Annotated in this window: 15 protein-coding genes; 6 read left to right on the top strand and 9 right to left on the bottom strand. The window is 69.0% G+C overall.

Going from position 1 to position 15,518, the window contains the following annotated elements; all coding sequences use genetic code 11:
• Positions 1-101: 101 nt before the first annotated feature.
• A complete protein-coding gene (locus ACFWUR_RS04030; protein WP_378901471.1) occupies positions 102-1,031 on the top strand; it encodes a LysR family transcriptional regulator in 930 nt (309 codons plus the stop codon).
• Positions 1,032-1,040: 9 nt separating this feature from the next.
• Here ACFWUR_RS04030 and ACFWUR_RS04025 read toward each other — a convergent pair whose 3' ends face one another.
• The 7 genes from ACFWUR_RS04025 to ACFWUR_RS03995 all read right to left on the bottom strand — a co-directional run bounded on the left by ACFWUR_RS04025 (position 1,041) and on the right by ACFWUR_RS03995 (position 8,736).
• The gene (locus ACFWUR_RS04025) at positions 1,041-1,853 is read right to left on the bottom strand and encodes a carbohydrate ABC transporter permease (protein ID WP_378901468.1); all 813 of its coding nucleotides are present in this window, start codon (positions 1,851-1,853) and stop codon (positions 1,041-1,043) included.
• Positions 1,843-2,790, bottom strand: coding sequence for a carbohydrate ABC transporter permease (locus ACFWUR_RS04020; RefSeq protein ID WP_378901465.1), 948 nt, complete (start codon positions 2,788-2,790; stop codon positions 1,843-1,845). The genes ACFWUR_RS04025 and ACFWUR_RS04020 overlap by 11 nt, the downstream gene beginning before the upstream one ends.
• On the bottom strand, positions 2,791-3,648 hold the full coding sequence (locus ACFWUR_RS04015; RefSeq protein WP_378901462.1) for a metallophosphoesterase: 858 nt from the start codon (positions 3,646-3,648) through the stop codon (positions 2,791-2,793).
• Positions 3,645-5,015 (bottom strand): ABC transporter substrate-binding protein, encoded by a 1,371-nt coding sequence (locus ACFWUR_RS04010; protein WP_378901459.1) that lies wholly within the window; start codon positions 5,013-5,015, stop codon positions 3,645-3,647. Before ACFWUR_RS04010 ends, ACFWUR_RS04015 begins: the two co-directional genes overlap by 4 nt.
• 33 nt (positions 5,016-5,048) lie before the next feature.
• Positions 5,049-6,170, bottom strand: coding sequence for an ABC transporter ATP-binding protein (locus ACFWUR_RS04005; RefSeq protein ID WP_378901456.1), 1,122 nt, complete (start codon positions 6,168-6,170; stop codon positions 5,049-5,051).
• 206 nt (positions 6,171-6,376) lie between these two features.
• Complete coding sequence (locus ACFWUR_RS04000) at positions 6,377-7,600, bottom strand: cytochrome P450 (RefSeq protein WP_378901453.1); 1,224 nt, start codon at positions 7,598-7,600, stop codon at positions 6,377-6,379.
• A gap of 149 nt (positions 7,601-7,749) precedes the next feature.
• Positions 7,750-8,736, bottom strand: a complete 987-nt coding sequence (locus ACFWUR_RS03995; RefSeq protein ID WP_378901450.1) for a zinc-binding dehydrogenase — start codon at positions 8,734-8,736, stop codon at positions 7,750-7,752.
• A 243-nt stretch (positions 8,737-8,979) separates the two neighbouring features.
• Here ACFWUR_RS03995 and ACFWUR_RS03990 point away from each other — a divergent pair, with 243 nt between their 5' ends.
• Positions 8,980-10,200 carry a DUF418 domain-containing protein gene (locus ACFWUR_RS03990; RefSeq protein WP_378901447.1) on the top strand — a complete coding sequence of 407 codons (1,221 nt, stop codon included), beginning with the start codon at positions 8,980-8,982 and terminating at the stop codon, positions 10,198-10,200.
• Between the two features lie 61 nt (positions 10,201-10,261).
• Here the strand turns inward: ACFWUR_RS03990 and ACFWUR_RS03985 are convergent, their stop codons facing one another.
• Together ACFWUR_RS03985 and ACFWUR_RS03980 are read right to left on the bottom strand one after the other, a co-directional pair.
• On the bottom strand, positions 10,262-10,936 hold the full coding sequence (locus ACFWUR_RS03985) for a class I SAM-dependent methyltransferase (protein WP_378901444.1): 675 nt from the start codon (positions 10,934-10,936) through the stop codon (positions 10,262-10,264).
• An 82-nt stretch (positions 10,937-11,018) separates the two neighbouring features.
• On the bottom strand, positions 11,019-11,693 hold the full coding sequence (locus tag ACFWUR_RS03980) for a TetR/AcrR family transcriptional regulator (RefSeq protein WP_378901441.1): 675 nt from the start codon (positions 11,691-11,693) through the stop codon (positions 11,019-11,021).
• Between the two features lie 94 nt (positions 11,694-11,787).
• Between ACFWUR_RS03980 and ACFWUR_RS03975 the strand changes: the two genes are divergently transcribed.
• From ACFWUR_RS03975 to ACFWUR_RS03960, 4 genes are all read left to right on the top strand, one after another.
• On the top strand, positions 11,788-13,257 hold the full coding sequence (locus ACFWUR_RS03975; RefSeq protein WP_378901438.1) for an MFS transporter: 1,470 nt from the start codon (positions 11,788-11,790) through the stop codon (positions 13,255-13,257).
• 157 nt (positions 13,258-13,414) lie between these two features.
• The gene (locus tag ACFWUR_RS03970; RefSeq protein WP_378901435.1) at positions 13,415-14,065 is read left to right on the top strand and encodes an urease accessory protein UreF; all 651 of its coding nucleotides are present in this window, start codon (positions 13,415-13,417) and stop codon (positions 14,063-14,065) included.
• Positions 14,066-14,092: 27 nt separating this feature from the next.
• Positions 14,093-14,800 carry an urease accessory protein UreG gene (ureG, locus tag ACFWUR_RS03965; RefSeq protein WP_378706607.1) on the top strand — a complete coding sequence of 236 codons (708 nt, stop codon included), beginning with the start codon at positions 14,093-14,095 and terminating at the stop codon, positions 14,798-14,800.
• Positions 14,790-15,458, top strand: a complete 669-nt coding sequence (locus ACFWUR_RS03960; RefSeq protein WP_378901432.1) for an urease accessory protein UreD — start codon at positions 14,790-14,792, stop codon at positions 15,456-15,458. The genes ureG and ACFWUR_RS03960 overlap by 11 nt, the downstream gene beginning before the upstream one ends.
• Positions 15,459-15,518: the final 60 nt, after the last annotated feature.

The following is a 15,518-nucleotide window of genomic DNA, read 5'->3' as shown; positions in this document are numbered from 1 at the left end:
CACCGCCCGGCAATACGGATGGCTGTTGCCGGGCGTTCGGGATTCATCGCGGGTTATCCGTCGCCGATAGCGTGGGAGCGTTCGACGAAGGAGCCGCCGTCATGGAATTCCGTCATCTCGTCTCGTTCATCGCTCTCGCCGAAGAACTGCATTTCGGACGTGCGGCGCAGCGCCTGCATCTGACTCAGCCGAGCCTGAGCGCTCAGTTGCAGAAGCTGGAGAAGTCCCTGGACGTGCAGCTGGTCGCCCGCACGTCGCACGAGGTGCGCCTGACACCGGCGGGCCGGGAGTTCGAACTGCAGGCCCGCCAGATCATCGCCCAGCTGGACCGGGCCGCCGAGGCCGCCAAGGCGACCGCCGCGGGTCGCGCGGGCAGCCTGAACATCGGCTACAACCTGCCTGCCAGCAAGCACGTGCTGCCCGAGGCCTTGACTCAGCTGACCGACCGGCATCCCGGCATCTCGGTGTCGCTGTGGGAGAAGCGCACCGGGCCGCAGCTGGCGGCCCTGGCCGACGGATCCCTGGACCTGGCCATGGTCTACGGGCACCCCAGCACCGCCGATTTCCGGTACCGCCGTCTGCTGCACCGGATTCCGCTGGTGGCGGTCGTCGGACGCCAGCACCGTTGGGCCCATCGTTCGCACGTGCCGTTCGCCGAGCTGGCGGACCAGGACTGTGTGCTGTTCGCTCGCGATCAGTGTCCGGCGATGTACGACACGATCTTGCGCTCGGCCGCGAAGACCCGGATCTCGTTGAACGTCACCCATCTCGCCGACGACCCGGGCGCCACCGCCCACATCGTCTCGGTGCGCCCCGTGGTCGGGTTCGCCTCGCTGCCGCGAGCGGTATCGGCGGGCATGGGGTCCTCGGACACCGACCCGGTGGCGGTGAAACTGGTCGATCCGGTTCCCACCTTGGATCTGCACGTGGTGTGGCGGGCCGACGAACAGAATCCGGCGGTGGCGATGTTTCTGGATTGCCTCGCGTCCACGGCGCCCGCCCTGGCCGAGGACCAGGTGCTGACGGCGTGAAGCCGACGTTCATTTCAATCCCGACCGCACGAACGCGTTGACGATGTGGCGCTGCAACACCAGATACAGCAGCAGCACCGGCAGGCAGGCCAGGCCCGCCAGCGCCATCATCGGCCCCCACTGATCGCCTTCGGTGCCCATGAAACTGCGAAGCCCCAACTGCAGGACACTGTTGGACTGACGCAGTACGACCGCGGGCCAGAAGTATTCGTTCCACGCGTTGATGAACAGCAGGATGCCGAGCGCGGCGAGTGCCGGGCGCAGATTCGGTACCACCACCGTCCACAGGATCGACCACGACGAACGCCCGTCGATCTTCGCCGCGGCGATGAGTTCCTTCGGGAACGCCGACATGTGCTGGCGCAACAGCAACACCCCCAGGGCCGAGCACAGCGTCGGCAGCACGACGCCGATCAGGGTGTTGATCAGGCCCAGCTGGTTGAGCAGGATGTAGTTGGGCAGCATCGTCACCTGGAACGGCACCAACCACACCCCGACGAACGCCAGATACAACAGCCGTTGCAGCGGGAAGGTGTAGATGGCGAACGCGTAGGAGGCCAGCAACGCGATGAGCAGTTGTCCGGCCGCCGAGAGCACCGCGACGAAGAACGTGTTCGCGATCAGGCCGGTGATGTCGACCTTCTGCGCCGCGTCGAGGTAGTTGGCCGTCGACAGCGGCCACGGGATCGGCGAGAGCGAGGTGACGTCTTCGGGCCTGCGCAACGACGTCGCGAACAGCCAGTAGATCGGGAACACGCACACCAGTGCCGTCGAGGCGAGCACCAGATGGCTGCCTATCCCGCGCAGTCGTTCAATCATCATGGACGGCAACCTTTTCCGATATCCAGACCAGCAGTGCGGCCACCAGGCCGAAGCCGAAGAACAGCAACACACCGGCCGCGGCGCTCAGGCCGGCGTCGAAACTGTGGAAGGCGTAGTCCCAGAGCAGGTAGTAGATATTGGTGGTGGCCTGCGCCGGACCGCCCTGGGTCATCGAGTCGATGAGCGGGAAAGTCAGAGTGGGACTGAGTAATACGGTCGTGAGGATCAGGAACAGCACGGTGGGCGAGAGCAGCGGCAGCGTGATCCAGCGCCGGATCTGACCGGGTGAGGCGCCGTCGACCCTGGCCGCTTCGTCGTAGTCGCCGCTGATTCCGGCCAGCCCCGCCCACACCACGAGCACCGCGAAGCCGATCAGGTGCCAGGCGGTGATCGCGATGATCACACCCTGCGCGGTCTCGGTCTCGTACACCCAGTTGCGCTCGGATCCGGTCACCTGGGCGAGGAACCCTGTGCCCGGATGCAGCAACCAGCGCCACACCGCCGCCGCCGCGACCGGCGCGACCAGGAACGGCGCGAACACCAGTGCCTGATAGACCGTGCGCGCCCGGCCGGTGACCCGCCTGCTCGCCATCGCGATCACAACCGGCAGCACTACCGTGAACGGCAGCAGACCCAGAATCAGAGTCCCGGTGCGGCCGAGGGCGCCCCAGAACGCTGGAAGATCCAGCAGCCGTTCGTAGTTCGCGGTGCCGACCGGTGTCATCGGCGCGGTCGGCAGCAGGTTCCACGAGTACGTGGACAGTTGTAAGGCCTGCACCAGCGGTTGATAGGTCCACACGATCAGCAGCAACAGCGCCGGACTCAGGTAGAGGTAGGGTGCGACGAATCGGGCCACCCTGCGGCGGGTGAGTCGCCGGGGCACCGGCTTCGCCGTGACCGGCGGTGTCGGCGAAGCCGGCGCATCGAGGACGAACATCTACTTCACCGCCGCCCGGGCGGCGACGATCGCGGCGATCTGCTCGAGCATGTCCGCCTCCGGCCGGTCATAGACCGTGGGTGCCGGTGCGGCGTCGATCGCGGTGGCCAGCACCGCCGACTCCATGACGTCGATCCGGCTGTAGCCGAACCCGACGAATCCGCGGTGCCTGCCCGCCGGTGCCATCGCGTCCACCCGGTAGGCCGTCGCGGGGCCGATCCACACCGGGATACCGGCCAGTGCCGACGCGCCGGTGAGGTGGTTGTGTCCGCACAGGATCATCCGGACATCGGTGCCCGCCACGACCTCGGCCAGCTGTTCGGCGTCTTTGAGCCGCAGGAAGTCGAGGGTGGCCAGCGGGGACCGCAGCGGCGGGTGGTGCACCACCAGCACGGTGCCGTGCGGGGCGGGGGTGCGCAGAACGCCTGCCAGCCAGGTCAATTGCTCCGGCTCGAGTTTTCCGTCGTGCTGGTGCGGCGTGGTGCTGTCCAACACGACGATGCGCACCCCGGCGACCTCGACGCACTGGTCGTGCGGGGTGGTCGGGTCCACCGTGTCGCGGCCGAGCAGTTCGATGCCGAAGGCGGTGCGTTCGTCGTGATTGCCCATCGCGTAGATGGTCTCGGCGCCGAGGTCGGCCGCGACGGGCTCCACGGCGGCCCGCAACCGCCGGTAGGCCTCGGGTGATCCGTTGTCGGTGAGATCACCGGAGAAGATCAGCACGTCGACGCGCTGCCCGAATTCCCGCAGCCGCGCGAGCACCGTGGTCAGGTTGGCGGCGGTGTCGACGCCGTGGACCAGTTCGCCCTCGGGCCGCAGGTGGGTGTCGGTGATCTGGACGATCGTGAGTTCGCTCATGACTTCGGCATGAGTTCGGTGGCCGCGGTGCGGGCGGCGGACAGCGTCGACTGCGGGTCGGCGCCCTGGAACACGACGGCCTCGACGGCGTCCATCATGCCGTCGCGCATCTGCAGATAGTTGTTGCCCGGCATGGACACCCACGGCTCCATGCTTGCCAGCTGCGCGACATTCGGGCGCAACAGTGGGTTCTGGTCGGCCCACTCCTTCAGTCCACCCGCTTGTTCGAGCAGACCGGTCCGCAGCGGCAGGTAGCCGATGTTCTGCGCGATCTTCGTGTAGGAATCCTCGCTGGTGAGGTGTTTGATCAGCTCCCACGCGGCCCGTTGCTTGGCGGGATCGTTGGACAGGATGTGCAGTCCCGCACCGGAATTGGTCGGAATGGCCGGCTTGGCGCCGAAGCTGGGCATCGGCGCCGAACGCAGGTCCCACTTGCCCTTGGATCCGGTGACGAAAACGCTTTGCACCGCGCTGGTTTCGAGCATCATGGCGATCTCGCCACGGCCGAACGCCTCGTAGCCCTGCTTCTGGTTGAGCTTGGGCATGCTGCCGGCGTTCACGAGGTTCTGCGCCATCTCGGCGACCTCGACGGCGGGGGCGTCGGCGAAGGTGAGGGTGGTGCGGTCTTCGGAGATCACGCGCCCGCCGTTGGAACGCACCAGCGACTGGAAGCACCAATCCTTGGCGGTCTTGGTCAGGCAATCGATGTAGACCCCGCCCTTGCCGGTGCGGTCGGCGATCGCCTTCGCGGCGGTGGCGACCTCGTCCCAGGTGGTGGGCGGCACGGCGGGGTCGAGGCCGGCTTCGGCGAACAGCGAGGCGTTCAAATACAGGACGGGCGTGGAGAAGACGAACGGGACGCCGTAGGTGTGCCCGTTCCAGTCGTCGAGCGTGCGGGCGCGCGGCGCGTATGCGTGGCGGACGCCGTCGAAGTTCTTCGCGACTGCCTGCTCGCCGACCAGCTGGTCCAGCGCCTTGGCCCCGAGCTGGTGGATGGTGAAGTCCAGGTCGGAGAAGCCGAGCTGGGCGACATCGGGCGGGGTGCCCGCCACCATCTGGTTCTGGATGCTCGAGACGGTGTCGGTGGCCGGGTTGGGGCTGTTGCCCTGCGGCTTCTGCGCGGTGACCTCGATATTGGGGTGCTGGGCGCTGAAGTCGGCGATCAGGGCGTTGAACGTGTCGGTCCAAGCGCCTGCCACGCCGTAGCTGTAGGACTCGAACACGATCGAAACCCGCTGGTCGGCGCGCAGTTCGGGGATCTGCGCGGTGGACGTGGCGTCGGTGGGCGCGGTGGTGCCGAGGCCGCAGCCGGTGAGCGCGACGGCGGTGGTGAGCACCACGCCCAGCGTGAGCAGTGTGCGTTTCATGGTGGATCTCCTCATCGGGGTGGTGCCGATAAATCAGGCGACAGGAACAGCGGTCGTGTCTACGGCGGGTGCCGCAGGGGGCTGGGATGCTCGCCAAGTGAGCCGCAGGCCGGTATCGGGGTCGAACAGGTGGATGTCGGCGGGATCGACGCGGCAGGCGATGTCCTGGCCCACCCGGACACCCGCGGGGCGCGGCGCTCGCACGCAGAGACCGGATTCCAGGTGCACGAGTTCTTCGCTGCCGAGGTTCTCCACCATCCGCACCCGGCTACGGACAGCGGTCGAGGTGTCGTCGATGCGCAGGCGTTCGGGGCGGATTCCGGCGACGACAGCGGTGGCGTCGCCGGAATCCTCGGCGATGGCCAGTGCGGCGTCGATGCCGTCGGCCATCACCCTCATGTGGCCGTCGCTCGCGCAGACAACGGCGGGAAACAGGTTCATCGGTGGCGAGCCGAGGAAGCCGGCGACGAAGGTCGAGCGGGGGCGGTCGTAGAGCTCCTCCGGAGTGCCGCACTGTTCGATGCGCCCCTGGTCGAGCAGCGCGATGCGCGAGGCCATCGTCATCGCCTCGACCTGATCGTGGGTGACGTAGAGAAACGTCGCACCCAGGCGCTGATGCAGCGCGATCAGTTCGGCTCGGGTCGCGCTGCGCAGTTTCGCGTCGAGGTTCGACAGCGGTTCGTCCATCAGGAACGCGCCGGGGTCGCGAACCATGGCGCGCGCCAACGCGACGCGCTGGCGCTGCCCGCCGGACAGCGCACCGGGGCGCCGCTGCAGCAGTGTCGAGATCCCCAGCGTCGCCGACACTTCGGCGACCCGCTGTGCGATCTCGGCCCGCGGTCTGCGCCGGGCTCGCAACGGAAACCCGATGTTGCGTGCCACCGACAGATGCGGATACAACGCATAGCTCTGGAACACCATCGCCAGATCCCGCCGCTGCGGCGCCGCTTCCGTCACATCGACGCCGCCCACCAGAATCCGTCCGGCGCTCGGCTCCTCCAGCCCCGCGATCATCCGCAGCAGCGTGGATTTGCCACAGCCACTCGGCCCGAGCAACACCATGAACTCGCCGTCGGCGATGTCGAGGCTCACCTCGCGCACCGCGTACTCGGCATCGAATGTCTTCGACACCGCTTCGATCTGCAGTCGTGCCATGCGCCCAGTGTCGAGCCCGCTCCGGTCTACGCGCCGGTGCGATAGTGAACGTCGATCGGACCAATCATCTCGGCACTACCGAGCCCCGCAATGCCCTGGCGGTGGTGCGCGATCGCTGGTCGGCAGCGGGCCGCCACCCGGGAGATACGCCACGCATACCCCGCTCCCGCCGAGCGGCGCTGCGCGGACTGCGTGCCGATCGGGCGTCAGCGCAGGCGGACCGGTAGGTCGAGGAGGCCCCGGATGAGGGTGCTGGTTTGCCAGTGGAGGTCGGCGGCGGGGGAGAGGGTCAGGTGCGGGAAGCGGCGCAGGAGTGCGGTGAAGGCGATCTCGGCTTCGACGCGGGCCAGTGGGGCGCCCACGCAGAAATGGATGCCGTGGCCGAAGGCGAGGTGGCCGGTGGTGGAGGTGTCGGTGGCGAGGGTGTCGGGGTCGGGGAAGCGGGCGGGGTCGCGATTGGCGGCCGCGAGGGCGACGTAGACGATCTCGCCCGCGGGGATCTCGATGTCGCCCAGGGTGACCGGTTCGGCGGTGTAGCGGGCGGTGGCCATGTCCACGGGGCCGTCGAAGCGCAGGAATTCCTCGACCGCGGCGGGGACACCGGCGGGATCCTCGCGCAGCGTCCGCCACTGGTCGGGGTTTCGCAGCAGGGCGAGGACGCCGTTGCCGATGAGGTTCACCGTGGTCTCGTGGCCCGCGACCAGCAGCAGGAACGCCATGGACACCAGTTCGTGATCGGTGAGCCGATCGCCCTCGTCGTCGGCCAGAACCAGTTGCGACAACAGGTCCTCGGCGGGCTGGGACTGCTTGGTGCGCACCAGCTTCGCGAGATAGCCGACCATCGCGGCCGAGGCGGCGGGCCGTTCGTCCTCCTCGCCCTCGCCGACGACGGTGACCAACGCTTTGGTCCAGGCCTGGAAGTCCTCGCGATCGGCGAAGGGCACGCCGAGTAGCTCGCAGATCACCGTCACCGGAAGTGGATCGGCGAACGCGCTCATCAGATCGACTTCGTCGCGATCACTCATCGCGTCCAGCAGTGACTCGGTGATCTGCTCGATGCGCGGGCGGAGCAGGGCGACCTGGCGGCTGGTGAAAGCCTTGTTCACGAGCTTGCGCAGCCGGGTGTGCACGGGCGGATCGGTGCCGAGCATGTGGCTCAGGAGCGCGACGATATTGGGGTCCGTCGCCGTGGTGTCGCGCTTGCTGTGCAGGATCGCGTCGATCCGGACGACATCCTTGCGCAGTCGCGGGTCGGCGAGCGCGACCTTGGCTTCGGGATAGCCGACGACCACCCAGCGGACGACATCATCGGGGAAGCGAACCCGATGGACCGGACCCTCCGCCCGCCACCGGCGGTACTGCGCGTGCGGATCGTCGAAGAAGTCGGCGCTGATGGACTCGACGGGGGCGGGAGCGGTGAGGTCGGCCACCGAATCGACGGTACTCGCGCCCGGTGAAATGCGCACTCACTCCGCGCGGTGCCAGCGCCGAACACTGTGGGGCAAAGGCGAATTCGCCGTGTGCCGGTGGATGGGCAGGGTTCGGCCGGGCGGGCGCGTCACACCGCCCGGCCGCGACCTCAGCGCGCTTTGGCGTGCAAGACCACTTTGCCGTTGCGGCCCGGAGTTTCCGACACCACGGCGGCCTCGGCGGCCTGTTCGAGGGAGAAATCGGCCTCTACATCCAGGCGCACGGTGCCGTCGGCGGCGAGACCGACGAGCTCGGTGATCAACCGCAGGTAGTCGGCGCGGTCGATCTCGGAACTGCGCTGCTGGCCCCAGAACCCTTTCACCACAGCCTGTTTGAAGATGACGGCGCCGGTGTCGATGATCAGCGGCTTGCCCGAGAGCGCGCCGAAGGAGATCAGTTCGCCGCGCGGGGCGAGCAGCGCCATCAAATCGCCCGCGGCCGGGCCGCTGACCTGATCGACGGCCCGCACGATCGGTGCACCGCCGGTGATGTCGGCGCCTTCGGCGAGCCAGCCCACCGACTCGGTGTCGAGCACGGGACCGTAGCCGAGCGCTTCCAGGGCTCGCACCGAGGACTCGCCGCGCACCAGGCTCAGCACCCGTACGCCGCGCTCCTTCGCGAACAGGTTGACCAGGCGACCGACCGCGCCGTTGGCGGCGTTCACCACGATCCACTGGCCCGACTCCACCTTCAGGTCGTCGAGCAGCATGAGCGCGCTCAGCGGCATGGCGAGCAGTTGGCAGGCGGTCTCGTCGGGCACGGAATCCGGCATCGGCACCGCTTGGTCTGCGCGGGCGACGAAGGAATCCGCCCACGCCGCACGCACGCCGGCGATCGCCACCCGCTGCCCGACCTGGAGTGTGTCGACACCGGGGCCGACCGCGTCGACGACACCGGCCGCCTCGGTCCCCGGGATCGCCGGCAGCGACGGCCGATAGCCGTACACGCCACGAATGATCGCCAGGTCGTGGTTGTGGATCGGCGACAGCGACATCGCGATCCGCACCTCCCCCTCCCCGGGCTCGGGGGTCGGCACTTGCTGTGCGGTGAGCACGTCCTTCGGTTCGCCGAATTCGTCGATGACAACTGCTTGCATGTCCGCCTCCGTGGTGGTTGCGAGTCCCTGCCGAGCATGATCGCGCTCCATTGTGGCACCGCGGCGGTCGGCGGTCGTTCAGGCGGTCGCATCCCGTCGACAGCGCCCGTCCGGGTCGCGCGCACCATGGCGCGGTGGGCCTGTCAATACCTCGCTGGGCTGACACCGGGTGGCTTCGGCGCCGCGGGAAAATAGCCCGCACGGTGGACGAATGCGACCGACCCGCGTGCGTACGCTCGATCCATGGCAGACGCACTCCGAACACGTTCCGCCGCAGTGCGATCCGGCCCGCGCATCGCGGAGGTCGATATCCTGCGCGGGTTCGCCCTGTTCGGGATCCTGATCACCAATGTCGTCGTGGCGACCACGCTGTGGTCGGTGGTCGGCACGCGCGAGGACCCGGTATTCCGCTTCGGGGGCACCGTCGACATGCTGGTGCGCGCCACCGTCGACGCTCTGTTCGCCGGGCGGTTCTACCTGCTGTTCGCCTTCCTGTTCGGGTACTCGTTCACGCTCCAGATCGCGGCTGCCCAGCGTGCGGGGGCGTCGCCGGTTCGACGGCTGCTCCGGCGGTGCGCCGCGCTGATGGCGATCGGGCTCGTGCACGTGTACCTGCTGTGGATCGGAGACATCCTCACCCTCTACGCGTTCCTGTGCCTGACGCTCATCACACTGCGAAAACTGCGGCCGCGGACCGCGGTGATCGTCGGGGTGGTGCTGTACGTGACGTGGTCGGCATGGAGCTTCCTGCCGGGCGGTTCCGGTGTTCTCGCCTTCGGCGAGTTCGTGAACCTGCCCGCGATATCCGCCGACTACACCGCGGGCTTCGCCTCGACGTTCTCCGCGCAGACCGCGCTCGCGCCGGTGTTCCTGCTGCTGATCTGGTTCAGCCAGGGCGTGCCGAGCTTGGCGATGTTCCTGCTCGGCACGGCGGCGGGCAAGCGGAACCTGTTCGCGAACCCGGATCGGCTGCGTCGCTGGTCGTTGCGCACACTGGTGATCGGGTTCGGCCTCGGCCTGCCGATCTCGGCGATGACCTTCGCCGCGTCGATGCGCTGGTGGCACGCACCCGCCGCGATCCCAGGCCTGCAGATGCTGGTGAACCCCGCCATGACCTTCGCCTACGTCGCCGCGATCCTGCTGGCGGTGCGGTCCGCCCGCCTCGGCCGCGGCGTCGCCCTGCTGGCACCCGCCGGTCGGATGGCCGCCACCAACTACATCGGCCAGTCGATCGTGTTGATGCTCGTCTACACCGGCTACGGCCTCGCTCTCGCCGACACCCTCGCACCCCTGGCCGTCATCGCGATCGCCCTGCTCACCTTCGCCGCCCAACTCGCGTTCAGCGCCCGATGGTTGCGCACTCACCCGTACGGCCCGGTCGAGTGGCTGCTCCGTGCAGCCACCTACCTGACCGTCCCGCCGTGGCGGCGTCCCAGCGAACAGCCCGCTCCGCCCGCCGCGTGAGACGTGCGATTCCCGCGCTCTGCGTATGACCATTTCCGGGTGGTGTGGGTCTTCGGCGGTGTCAGTCGGTGGCTTGCGACGGGCGGTGGAATTCGGCCCGCCAGCGGTGCAGGCCCGAGGTGTCGGGGCGAGGGAGGGTTTCCACGCGGATCCGGGTCAGGTCGGGGGCGGTGAAGGAGTCGATGTCGGCGCGGGTGAGTGGCCAGGGTGGGCCGGTGGTCGCGGGAGTCTCGCTGATGTCGGCGATCACGAGCAGGGTCGCGTCGGGGGCCAGTAGGTCTCGGATGCCGGTGACGGCGCGGGTGCGCACGTCCGGGGGCAGGGATTGGACGGTGATCGACTCGATGACCAGGTCGAAGGCGTGGCGCCATGACGGCGGCGGGTCGAGGAGATCGGCCACCTTGTAGGTGACGGGCGAGTGCGGGAAGCGCGCGCGGGCGCCGCGAATCGCGGTGGGCGAGATGTCGAAAGCGGTGGTTCGAATGCCTTGGGAGGCAACGAATTCGGCGTCGGTACCGTAGCCGCAACCGATCACCAGGCCGCGCGCCCCCTGGGGTAGGGCGGCGGCGCGCAACCAATCGACCAGCAGCGGATTGGGTTCGTCGCGATCCCACGGAACCACCGAGTTCCCCGCCGCTGCCTCGGCGTAGAGCGGTTCGAACCACCCGGTCGGATCGTTCGCGGCCAGTGCCCGAGCGGCGAGGCGGCGATCTGCGGGCGGCTGCGCGTCGGTCATGGGTCCAGTCTTCACCACCGAGGGCCGCTGTGTCGTCCGGCTTCCGCGCGAGCGCGGTGTTCGTCCCGGGCGCGGCTCGAGGTCACGGCCGTCGACGGGCGGCACGCGCGGCGAAACCGTCACAGAGCGCCTCGAGGCCGAGGAACAGCAGGTCTTCGGAGGTGAGGTCGCTGACCCCCGCGCCTTCGAGTTCGGCCAGCGCCGGCGGCACGGGGAAGGAGGGTCGGCCCTCGAGCAGATCGCGTAGTCCGTTGGTGTCGTCGGTCGCCGTGCGCCTCTCGGCGAGGAGCGCGCCGCCGACCACCGGCAGGCTGGCGCCGGAGATGTAGTTCCAGACGGAGAACCCCATCGTGGTGGCCTCGCGGGCCGTCACGTCGAGTTCGCGCAGGCCGTGGACCAGCCAGGCCAGGCTCGCCAGACCCTGTGGGCCGAAGCTGTAGCGGGGGACGGCGAAAGTCAGCAGCACCCAGGGATGCTGCTGGTAGAGCTGCCAATCGATCTCCGCGGCGATGCGCACCCGGTCGCGCCACGTCCACCCGCGCCCGGTCGCGTCGGGGTAGGGGTGTCGGGCGGCGATCTCGTCGGTCATGGCCGCGATGAGTTCGTCCTTGTTCGCCACGTGCCGATAGAGCGACATGGTGCCCACATCGAGGCGGTCGGCGATGCGGCGCATCGAGACCGCGTCGAGTCCGTCGGCGTCGGCGAGGGTGATCGCGGCGTCCACGATCGCCGTGCGGGTGAGCTTCGTCTCGGTCATCCCATGACTCGCTTTCGTAACACAACCTTCATGCGTACACTGTACCCAGTGTCCGCGTACGGTGTACGCAAAACCTTGGAAGGATAAATCGGAGATGACAAAGCTGGAACCGGCGGTGCCCACCGCAGTCGCCGGTGGACGCCGCGCATGGCTCGGGTTGGGCGTGCTGCTGCTGCCGGTGTTGCTGGTGTCGATGGACATCTCGGTTCTCTTCCTTGCCATGCCGACCCTGACCGCCGACCTGGACCCCACTGCATCGCAACAACTCTGGATTCTCGACATCTACGGGTTCATGCTGGCGGGTCTGCTCATCACGATGGGCAACCTCGGCGACCGGATCGGGCGCCGCAATATCCTGCTCGCCGGCGCCGCCATCTTCGGAATCGCGTCGGTGCTCGCCGCGTTCGCGCCCACCGCGCCGATCCTCATCGCGGCCCGCGTCCTGATGGGCATCGGCGGTGCGACCCTGCTGCCGTCGAGCCTGTCGCTGATCTCCACCCTGTTCCCCGACGTGCGCCAACGGGCCACCGCGATCGGCATCTGGACCGCGTTCTTCGCCGGCGGATCGGCGGTCGGGCCCATCATCGGCGGCGTTCTGCTGCACCACTTCTGGTGGGGCTCGGTATTCCTGATCAACATTCCGGTACTGGCGATTCTGCTGATCTTCGGACCGATCCTGCTGCCCGAACACCGCTCCACCGCCCTCGGCCCGATCGATCTGCCCAGCGTCGCGTTGTCGATCGGCGGCATCCTGCCGCTGATCTACGGGATCAAGCACATCGCCGCCGAAGGCTTGGACGCGGTGTCGCTGGTGATCGCCGCGATCGGTGTCGGGCTGCTCGTGCTGTTCGTGCGCAGGCAACGTCATCTCACCGAACCCCTGCTCGACCTGTCGTTGTTCACCCGGCCCCTGTTCCGGGTGGCGATCGGGGCCAGCATGGCCGGCATGATGTCGCTCGCCGCGATGAGCTACCTGACCAGCATCTACCTCCAATCGGTCACCGGCCGTGACCCGTTGGCCGCCGCGCTGCTCGGCATTCCGATGGCGATCGCGGTGTTCGTGTGCTCGATGAGCGGCGCGCGGATCGGGCTGCGGCTGGGGGTGCGGGCGACCTTCACGCTCGCGCTGATGCTGTCGGCGATCGGCAACCTGATGCTGCTCGGCGTCGGTGTGGACGGCGGCCTGGGTTGGTACGTCGCGGGCTCGGTGATCGCCGGTATCGGATACGGCTTCTCGTTCACGCTGGTCTCCGATGTCGCGGTATCGGCGGTGCCCGCCGAGCGGGCGGGTTCGGCGGTCGGGATCTCGGAGACGAGTTTCGAACTCGGCAACGCGCTCGGTCTCGCGTTGCTGGGCTCGGTGGCCGCGCTGGTGTTCCGCTCCGGCGGTGACTTCGGCGAGACCCTGGGCGACACGCTGCTGCAGTCGGCCGGTGACGACGGGCTGGTCCACGCGGCCCGCGAATCCTTCGTCAGCGGGATGCATCTGGCGACCACGGGCGGCGCACTGCTGCTGATCGCGATGGCGGCACTGGCCTGGCGCTCGGCCAGAACCACCCACTGAGCGGACGACCGTCGGGCGCGCTGCACCGCCCGGCGGTCGTCCGTCGATGACTCGGCGAGTCGAACACGACCACCGGGTGGGGTGATCGCCGCCACGATCCGCCGTGCTGGTCGGCCTCACCGGGCAGGCGTCCAGGTTCGTTGCATAAGATCGTCGGATGCGAAACGAGGGTGCGGCGGGACTGGCGACGTTGCTCGCCCTGGCCGATTCGCGCCTGCCCATCGGTGGGCACGTGCACTCCGGTGGCGTCGAGGAAGCCGTGTCGTCGGGGTTGTTGCGCGACAGCGCGAGCGTGGAGCTGTACCTGCGGCGCCGGGTCGCCACCTCGGGCCTGGTCACGGCCTCGCTGGCCGCCGCGGTGTGCGGCGGCGCGCTCACTGTCGAACGCGGCGAACTCGAAGCCGACGCCCGCACACCCTCGCCCGCCGCGCGGGCGGCGTCGCGGGCGCAAGGTCGTGGTCTGCTCCGTCTGGCGAAACAGCTCTGGCCGCACCATGATTGGGCCTCGGCGGGAGCGCGTCCACATCTGTCCACCGTGTTCGGCATGGTCGGCGTCGCCGCAGGCGCGAGCACCGAACAGCTGGCGGGCGTCGTCGTCTACACGACGCTCACCGGCGCGGCCACCGCGGCGCAACGGCTGCTCGCCCTCGATCCCGCCGCGATCGCCGCGAGCACCCTGCGCCTGGCCCCGCTGTGTGATCGGGTCGCCGCCGAGGCCGCAGCCGGGCTCACCGCGCTGTCCGATCCACTGCAGGACGCGCTCGCCGAACGTCACCTCCACCGCGACATGCCGTTGTTCGCGTCCTGACCCCTGATCCCGAGACGAAGGAGCCCCATGCCTCCCCATCTGATCGATGGCGAACCGCACGACCACAGCCACGACCGGCCCAAGCGCGACCGCGCCGCCGGCGAGGCCCTGCGCATCGGCATCGGCGGCCCGGTCGGCTCCGGCAAGACCGCGCTGGTCGCCGCCCTGTGCAGACAACTGCGCGACGAGCTGTCGCTGGCGGTGCTGACCAACGACATCTACACCACCGAGGACGCGGACTTCCTGCGTCGCCACGCCGTGCTGCCCGACGAGCGCATCACCGCTGTGCAGACCGGCGGCTGCCCGCACACCGCCATCCGCGACGACATCACCGCCAACCTCGACGCCATCGACGACCTCGTCGCGGCCAATCCGCCGCTGGATCTGATCCTGGTGGAATCCGGTGGCGACAACCTCACCGCCACCTTCTCCTCCGGCCTGATCGACGTGCAGATCTTCGTCGTCGACGTGGCAGGCGGGGACAAGGTGCCGCGCAAGGGCGGCCCGGGCGTCACCTTCTCCGACCTGCTCGTGGTGAACAAGACCGACCTCGCCCCCCTGGTCGGCGCCGACCTGGGCGTGATGGAGCGCGATGCCGCCAAGGTCCGCGACGGCCGCCCGACCGCACTGGTCTCCCTGACCGACGACCCGGCCGCCACCCCGGTCCTGGCCTGGGTACGCGAACAACTGCGGGTCGCCGCCGAACAGGACGCGGCCACCGGCGTTGCGCACTGAACTGAGCATCGTCGCCGCACCGGGCAGACTGCCCCGCATCGACGCCGTCGGCGGCCTGGCCGGGCGGCACACCGGCCTCGACACCGTGCACCTGATCGGCACCGCGGCCACCCCGCTGGGCGGGGACGAACTCGACATCACCATCGTCGTGCGCCCCGGGGCGCGGCTGGTGGTTCGGTCGGTGGCGGCGACGATCGCACTACCGGGCGCGGACACCGTGGTCTCGACCGCGCACTGGCGTTTCGAGGTCGGGGAAGGCGCCGAACTGGATTTCGATCCGGAACCGACGATCGTGGCAGGCGGCGCGCACCATCACGCGGTGACCACGGTGCAGGTGGCGCCCGATGCGCGCCTGCGCCTGCGTGAGCGCGTGCAGGTGGGCCGCAGCGGCGAGGACGGCGGCGGGTGGCGCGGTGATCTGCTGGCCGACCTGGGCACGGTGCCGTGGCTGCGGCATCGGCTGGAACTCGGGGCGTTTTCGCCGACCGACGATCGGCTCAGCGCCGCCCGGGCGCTCGACAGCGAACTGGTGTACCCGGATGATCGTCCGGCCTGGTCGGGCGGTGTGGACGAGGTCCGGCTGCCGCTGGCCGCGGGTGGTTCGCTCGCCACCCGCACGGGCGGCCGACTGCGCCCGCTCGCGATCGCGGTCGGATAGCCGAGGAAAATGCCAGTGGGAGCCGGGCGTAGAGCCCGACTCCCACCGCGGGGAATTCGA

The organism is Nocardia sp. NPDC058633, from assembly GCF_042717045.1.
Taxonomy (GTDB): Bacteria; Actinomycetota; Actinomycetes; order Mycobacteriales; family Mycobacteriaceae; genus Nocardia.
This window is presented reverse-complemented; position numbering and strand designations above follow the sequence as displayed.

Bases quoted from the DNA above. Each gene is read 5' to 3' on its own strand.
- ACFWUR_RS03975 (WP_378901438.1), top strand. From the start codon at position 11,788: ATGACAAAGCTGGAACCGGCGGTGCCCACCGCAGTCGCCGGTGGACGC.
- ACFWUR_RS03985 (WP_378901444.1), bottom strand. From the start codon at position 10,936: ATGACCGACGCGCAGCCGCCCGCAGATCGCCGCCTCGCCGCTCGGGCA.
- ACFWUR_RS03970 (WP_378901435.1), top strand. From the start codon at position 13,415: ATGCGAAACGAGGGTGCGGCGGGACTGGCGACGTTGCTCGCCCTGGCC.
- ACFWUR_RS04005 (WP_378901456.1), bottom strand. From the start codon at position 6,170: ATGGCACGACTGCAGATCGAAGCGGTGTCGAAGACATTCGATGCCGAG.
- ACFWUR_RS04025 (WP_378901468.1), bottom strand. From the start codon at position 1,853: ATGATGATTGAACGACTGCGCGGGATAGGCAGCCATCTGGTGCTCGCC.
- ACFWUR_RS03995 (WP_378901450.1), bottom strand. From the start codon at position 8,736: ATGCAAGCAGTTGTCATCGACGAATTCGGCGAACCGAAGGACGTGCTC.
- ACFWUR_RS03990 (WP_378901447.1), top strand. From the start codon at position 8,980: ATGGCAGACGCACTCCGAACACGTTCCGCCGCAGTGCGATCCGGCCCG.
- ACFWUR_RS04010 (WP_378901459.1), bottom strand. From the start codon at position 5,015: ATGAAACGCACACTGCTCACGCTGGGCGTGGTGCTCACCACCGCCGTC.
- ACFWUR_RS04015 (WP_378901462.1), bottom strand. From the start codon at position 3,648: ATGAGCGAACTCACGATCGTCCAGATCACCGACACCCACCTGCGGCCC.
- ACFWUR_RS03980 (WP_378901441.1), bottom strand. From the start codon at position 11,693: ATGACCGAGACGAAGCTCACCCGCACGGCGATCGTGGACGCCGCGATC.
- ureG (WP_378706607.1), top strand. From the start codon at position 14,093: ATGCCTCCCCATCTGATCGATGGCGAACCGCACGACCACAGCCACGAC.
- ACFWUR_RS04030 (WP_378901471.1), top strand. From the start codon at position 102: ATGGAATTCCGTCATCTCGTCTCGTTCATCGCTCTCGCCGAAGAACTG.
- ACFWUR_RS04020 (WP_378901465.1), bottom strand. From the start codon at position 2,790: ATGTTCGTCCTCGATGCGCCGGCTTCGCCGACACCGCCGGTCACGGCG.